The sequence below is a fragment of the Ruminococcus sp. genome (assembly GCF_017650195.1).
In the GTDB taxonomy this organism is placed as follows: Bacteria; Bacillota; Clostridia; order Oscillospirales; family Ruminococcaceae; genus Ruminococcus.
On record NZ_JAGCFH010000225.1, the window covers coordinates 1 to 5,808 of the forward strand.

At 42.8% G+C, this 5,808-nt stretch carries 5 protein-coding genes; all 5 read right to left on the reverse strand.

The window, feature by feature from the left end; translation table 11 throughout:
* Nucleotides 1–139: 139 nt before the first annotated feature.
* Nucleotides 140–583, reverse strand: coding sequence for a DUF6465 family protein (locus tag J6U00_RS10280; RefSeq protein WP_296581566.1), 444 nt, complete (start codon nt 581–583; stop codon nt 140–142).
* A gap of 19 nt (nt 584–602) precedes the next feature.
* The gene (locus tag J6U00_RS10285) at nt 603–878 is read right to left on the reverse strand and encodes an HU family DNA-binding protein (protein ID WP_294752033.1); all 276 of its coding nucleotides are present in this window, start codon (nt 876–878) and stop codon (nt 603–605) included.
* Between the two features lie 555 nt (nt 879–1,433).
* A complete protein-coding gene (clpB, locus tag J6U00_RS10290; protein ID WP_296581567.1) occupies nt 1,434–4,031 on the reverse strand; it encodes an ATP-dependent chaperone ClpB in 2,598 nt (865 codons plus the stop codon).
* A 140-nt stretch (nt 4,032–4,171) separates the two neighbouring features.
* On the reverse strand, nt 4,172–4,816 hold the full coding sequence (locus J6U00_RS10295; RefSeq protein ID WP_296581568.1) for a hypothetical protein: 645 nt from the start codon (nt 4,814–4,816) through the stop codon (nt 4,172–4,174).
* A 517-nt stretch (nt 4,817–5,333) separates the two neighbouring features.
* The coding region (locus J6U00_RS10300) for a carbohydrate-binding domain-containing protein (protein WP_296581570.1) at nt 5,334–5,808 on the reverse strand (475 nt) is incomplete at its 5' end.

A 5,808-nucleotide genomic window follows, 5' to 3' on the forward strand; every position in this document is an offset into this window, starting at 1 on the left:
GACTTAAATAACAAGTCAAGAGATAGAAAACATGATACAGATATGATAAAGGCTCTCCTTAGTGAGAGCCTTTATCGTCAAGCATATACAAAAAAGTATGATAAATAAAAAGCTCCGCATAAAGCGGAGCTTATCGTTCTTAGAAGAGATTAAAATCGCCAAGGATATCGCCGTTAACAACATAGTAAACTCTGTTTACGTCAGGTCTGATATAGATATCCACCTTATCAGCCTTCTTAACGCCGGAAGCCTTTGTAGCCTTTGCAATAAGGTCAGCAGTGCTTACCTCTGAACCCATTGCCTGAATAACTACCTTGCTGTCTACGGCAGCTGCAGCAGTCTTCTTAGCAGCTGGCTTCTTAGCAGCTGGCTTCTTAGCAGCAGGCTTCTTAGCAGCAGGCTTCTTAGCAGCAGGCTTCTTAGCTGCGGGCTTCTTAGCTACAGCCTTCTTCTCAGCAGGCTTCTTAGCAGCGGGAGCCTTCTTAGCAGCGGGAGCCTTCTTAGCAGCGGAAGCCTTCTTCTCCTCAGCGGGAGCAGCAGCTGTTTCTACTACTTTCTTTTCTGCAGTCTTGTTATCTGGCATGATAGTATCCTCCTTAGAATTACTTATTTACAGCGTTCTTAAGTGCCTGGCCAGCCTTGAAAGCGGGAGCCTTTGAAGCAGGAGCAGTCATCATCTTCTTTGTCTGAGGATTGATGACCTGCTTAGCCTTACGGTCACGAACCTCAAATGTTCCAAATCCAACGATAGAAACCTTCTCACCGCCAGCGAGAGCGTCTGTGATTGTTGAGATGATTGCGTTTACAGCAGTCTCAGCGTTCTTCTTTGTGAAGTCAGCCTTATCAGCTACTGCACTGATTAATTCTGTTTTTGTCATGGTTAGTATCCTCCATAAAATAAGATTTTACAATTAGAATTATATACCCATTATTCCAATTTGTCAAGTAATTCATGAAAAAAAGACAAATTGACGTATATACAGCCATTTGCAAGGGCTTTTTTATTCAAAACGGACAGAGAATTTGCCTATTTTCCGTTCAAGAAAATTTTTTTGCCGCATATAAATATTACTTGCAGTATAATATAGTCAATTTATTCCGAAATATAAAGGAAAACTCCACTATGAATGACGGACTATCACAATGAGGAAAAATGCTCCAAACGGCATAAATTTCAAAAAGCACTCCCCTTTTAAATCTACGTAATACAGGCAAATTCTCCATCTCAAAAGAGCTTGGAGCGCACTTTGTGCGCTCCTTTTTTTGCCCCTTGCACTTAAACTTCCAACTCACAAAAATATCTCACAAAAATACGCGACTGTTTTTGTGCAAAACGCAGATTTTGAAAATTTTTTTAAATATTCAATGTTTTGCATTGAATTTCATGCTATTTCGCCCCTGTTATAGAAAGTGTTTTTTCAAACAACTTCTTATCAGTCAGCCACAAGCTTTCCGTTTTCGTCAAGGTCGATATCAATTACATCTCCTGCCGCAAGATTGCCACCGATGATACGCTTAGCCGCAAGTGTCTCCACATTGCGCTGTATGAACCTTCTCAGCGGTCTTGCGCCGAAGTTCGGATCGTAACCACACTCAACGATATAGTTCTTGGCAGCTTCGCTAACGTTTATGCGAATATGCTTGTCTTCAAGGCGCTTCTGAAGGTCAGCCAACATAAGGTCTACAATCTTTATTATCTCTGTTTTAGCCAGAGGCTTGTAGAAAATTACCTCATCAAGACGGTTAAGGAACTCTGGACGGAACTGTGTTTTGAGCAGTCCCTCTACCTGAGCTCTCGCTTCGTCAGTTATTTCTCCGTTTGCGTCAATACCCTCCAATATATATGGTGAACCGAGGTTTGAAGTGAGTATAATGATAGTATTCTTAAAGTCCACTGTTCTGCCCTGAGAATCAGTTATTCGTCCGTCATCAAGAACCTGTAAAAGGATATTGAACACATCAGGGTGAGCCTTTTCTATCTCGTCGAAGAGCACTACTGAATACGGTTTTCTGCGGACTGCTTCCGTAAGTTGACCACCTTCGTCGTAGCCTACGTAGCCGGGAGGCGCTCCTATCAGGCGGCTGACACTGAATTTCTCCATGTACTCGCTCATGTCGATACGTATGATATTCTTTTCGTCGTCGAAAAGTATTTCGGATAGTGCCTTTGCAAGCTCTGTTTTACCTACACCTGTAGGACCTAGGAATAGGAATGAGCCTATAGGTCTGTCAGGAGCCTGTATGCCTGCACGAGAACGGAGTATAGCCTCGCTTACCTTTGTTACAGCTTCGTTCTGCCCGATGACTCTCTTGTGGAGTAGTCCTTCCAGGCCCAGTATCTTTTCCTTTTCGCCCTCCATGAGCTTTGAAACAGGTATGCCTGTCCAGCGGCATACAATCTTTGCTATTTCGTCCTCTGTTACCTTGTCACGGAGCAGTCGGCCGTTCTCAATATCATGCTCAGCCTGCTTTTCAAGTTCCTCCAGCTCCTTCTGCAACTGCGGCAACTTACCATATTTGAGCTCTGCAGCCTTGTTAAGATCGTACTCGCGCTCTGCCTTGTCTATCTCTCCTCCTGTGCGCTCTATCTCTTCACGTAGCTTCTGCACAGCGGAGATGTCATTCTTTTCGTTTTCCCACTTTGCCTTCATGCTGTTGAACTTCTCACGGAGCTCTGCAAGTTCCTTCTGTATATCCTCAAGATGCTCCTGAGAAATATTGTCGCTTTCCTTTTTGAGGGCAGCTTCTTCGATTTCCAACTGAACTATCTTACGTGAGATAACATCAAGCTCGGTTGGCATGGAGTCCATTTCTGTACGGATAGTCGCACATGCTTCATCAATAAGGTCTATAGCCTTATCAGGTAGGAACCTATCGGTTATATATCTGTTTGAAAGCATAGCCGCAGAGATAAGCGCATTATCACTTATCTTGACACCGTGGAATACCTCATAACGCTCTTTCAGACCACGTAGGATAGAAATAGTATCCTCAACGCTCGGCTCGTCCACCATAACAGGCTGGAAACGTCTTTCGAGAGCAGGGTCCTTCTCAATGTACTGGCGGTACTCGTTAAGGGTAGTAGCACCGATACAGTGAAGCTCACCCCTTGCCAGCATAGGCTTTAAGAGGTTGCCTGCATCCATAGCTCCGTCTGTTTTTCCTGCACCTACGATAGTATGGAGCTCATCTATAAATAATAGTATCTGACCGTTGCTATTTTTTATTTCATTGAGTACAGCCTTCAAACGCTCCTCGAACTCGCCTCTGTACTTTGCACCTGCGACGAGAGCACCCATATCGAGGGAGAATACCTTTCTGTCCTTAAGGCTGTCTGGAACGTCTCCCGCAACGATACGCAGGGCAAGTCCTTCTGCGATAGCAGTTTTTCCGACGCCCGGCTCACCAATGAGGACAGGATTGTTTTTCGTCTTTCTTGAGAGTATGCGGATAACATTTCGTATCTCACTGTCACGTCCAATAACTGGGTCAAGCTTGTTTCGCCTGGCAAGCCCAACAAGCTCCTGACCGTACTTCGTCAACACATCGTAGGTGTCCTCAGGATTCTCCGTAGTAACACGGGTATTTCCCCTTACCGACATAAGAGCACTTAGAAAGCTGTCCTTGGTGATGTTGAATGTACTGAAAAGCTGTGATACCTCCCTGTCCTTGCAGTCGATAAGAGCAAGCATAAGGTGCTCAACGGAAACGAACTCGTCCTTCATATTTGAAGCTATTCCTTCAGCATTTGTCAGCACTCTGTCGCACTCTGCTGATATACCTATATTACTGCTTCTGCCGCTTCCTGTTATCTTCGGGAGACCGTTTATCTTCTTCTCAATCTCGCTATCGAAGATATCCTCATCTACATTCATCTTTTTTAAGAGCTGAGGGATAAGTCCATTCTCCTGTCGTACAAGTCCAGCAAGCAGATGTACAGGCTCTATAACCGAATTTGACTGCATAACAGCTATGCTTTGAGCCTTCCTTACAGCATCAACGGACTTCTGAGTCAATTTTTCTGCATTCATAATAATATCCTCCTGTCACAATATTTCAAATTTATCCTTACTTTCTTCAACGGGAATATAACTTTTTTGTGTTTGAAGGCAGGCAGACATTTTCATAATTGCCCCGAACTACACAGAAAGTTATTTACGCCTTCATTTCTCTAAATAATATATCTGCTTAGCAGAGCCCGGTAGTTCTTTTCAAGTAGTGAGGCGTTTTCCCCGAACTCTGATGGAGCTGCAAAATAAGTCTTCACCGCATGATCAAGATTCTTGATGTACTCGCCTATAGCCTCTCCAGCCTTTTCTCCGCTGAGAACACCTGTATTTATAAGTCTTCTTGCGAAGCTGCCATCGCCTATCTCACAGCTATAATTCCCTACACCAAGTCTTGAAAGGTAAGCATTTTCAAGCTTTGCTCTGTAGGCGAAAAAACTATGGAACATATCTATCAGAGCTGCGCTCTGAGTACGTATATTTACTCTCAGGGTACCAATGTAATCCTTGGGAGAACGTTCAAGTTCTACCTTATAGTTTATAGTTGGTCTGTACTTATACTCTAAAGCTGTACGTACAGTCATTAACGAAGGCGAGCGCTGCTCTTGTATCCTAAAGCTGCTGCTCACCAGCTCTGCCACCTGATCAAATATCTCTCGCATACGCATTTCTGGAGTAACGCAGGAAAGACGCTCCGCAAGAATCTGATTTATTAGGTTTGAGCGGCTCGTACCAAGACGATACGCCTGCTCGTCAACAGCCTTTATCACGTCATCCATAAGCACGAGGCTGTATACGCTTTTTTTCATTAGTACATCACTTCCCTTCTGTGTTATATACATAATATCACGGATTATTGAATTTGTCAAGCAGATTATATAATCTTTCACGCAAGTTTCATAATGTAAAAAAATTCCGCTCGCAAGGAGCGGAGAAATCGGCCCAAACGATTTTCATCGTTTAGCACTGTGGACCGAGCCATAGACAATAAGTTAAAATAAGTTATTGAGAATAGAAAACATGAAAAAATTACAAATGAAAGGGGTTAGTTTTATTACTTGACAAAACTATTTCTATGGCGTGCAAGTGAAAATATTACTCAATATCAAGCACATGAGAGGGGAGGGTACTTGATGCTGAAAACTAAATATCTTCAATTGCTGATATTATTATATTGCATATCTACGTACTTTTCAATATACATTAATACACAGAAATATAATATCATGTACTTTTGACTGTTTTTTCACTATTTTTCGAGTTAATTTTTTGTGAATATGTTTTCTGATTTCTCTTATTTACAAAATTCGCAAAAAATGTTTTTTGTTAATTCATTCTGAATATATTATCTGTTCCCGAAACAGTAAAATCTTTTCCTTCTCCGTTAACATTTGCACGGAATGTACTGCCATTGTTCACCTCGGGGGCGATCATGAGCAGACAACGGAAATCGTTATGAGGTTCAAAAGATATCATTCTCTGACCATTCAGTAACATTTCCACGTTGCTTCCTGCCGCCGCAGTAACGCCGAGATCAAGGATAATAAATGGAGCCTCGGAGTATGTTGGCTCTGATACTCGGTTTCCTGCCGCATAAATGTAACCGCCGGTATAGCTGAAGCTACTCTCAGAGTAAATTGAGCTCTTGTCCTCCTTGGTGCCGCCGGAAATAACAGTATATCCGCCGTTTATATTTAGTGTTCCTTTTGACTTTATACCGTTGGTGCCGCCCTTGATATTTAGCCATCCCTCATTTATGGTAATGTCGTCGTGTGCGAACAACCCAGATTTCTTCGAGTTA

What these genes read in the sequence shown, in the direction of transcription:
- J6U00_RS10280 (WP_296581566.1), bottom strand. Translation starts at nt 583, where the DNA reads ATGCCAGATAACAAGACTGCAGAAAAGAAAGTAGTAGAAACAGCTGCT.
- J6U00_RS10295 (WP_296581568.1), bottom strand. Translation starts at nt 4,816, where the DNA reads ATGAAAAAAAGCGTATACAGCCTCGTGCTTATGGATGACGTGATAAAG.
- J6U00_RS10285 (WP_294752033.1), bottom strand. Translation starts at nt 878, where the DNA reads ATGACAAAAACAGAATTAATCAGTGCAGTAGCTGATAAGGCTGACTTC.
- clpB (WP_296581567.1), bottom strand. Translation starts at nt 4,031, where the DNA reads ATGAATGCAGAAAAATTGACTCAGAAGTCCGTTGATGCTGTAAGGAAG.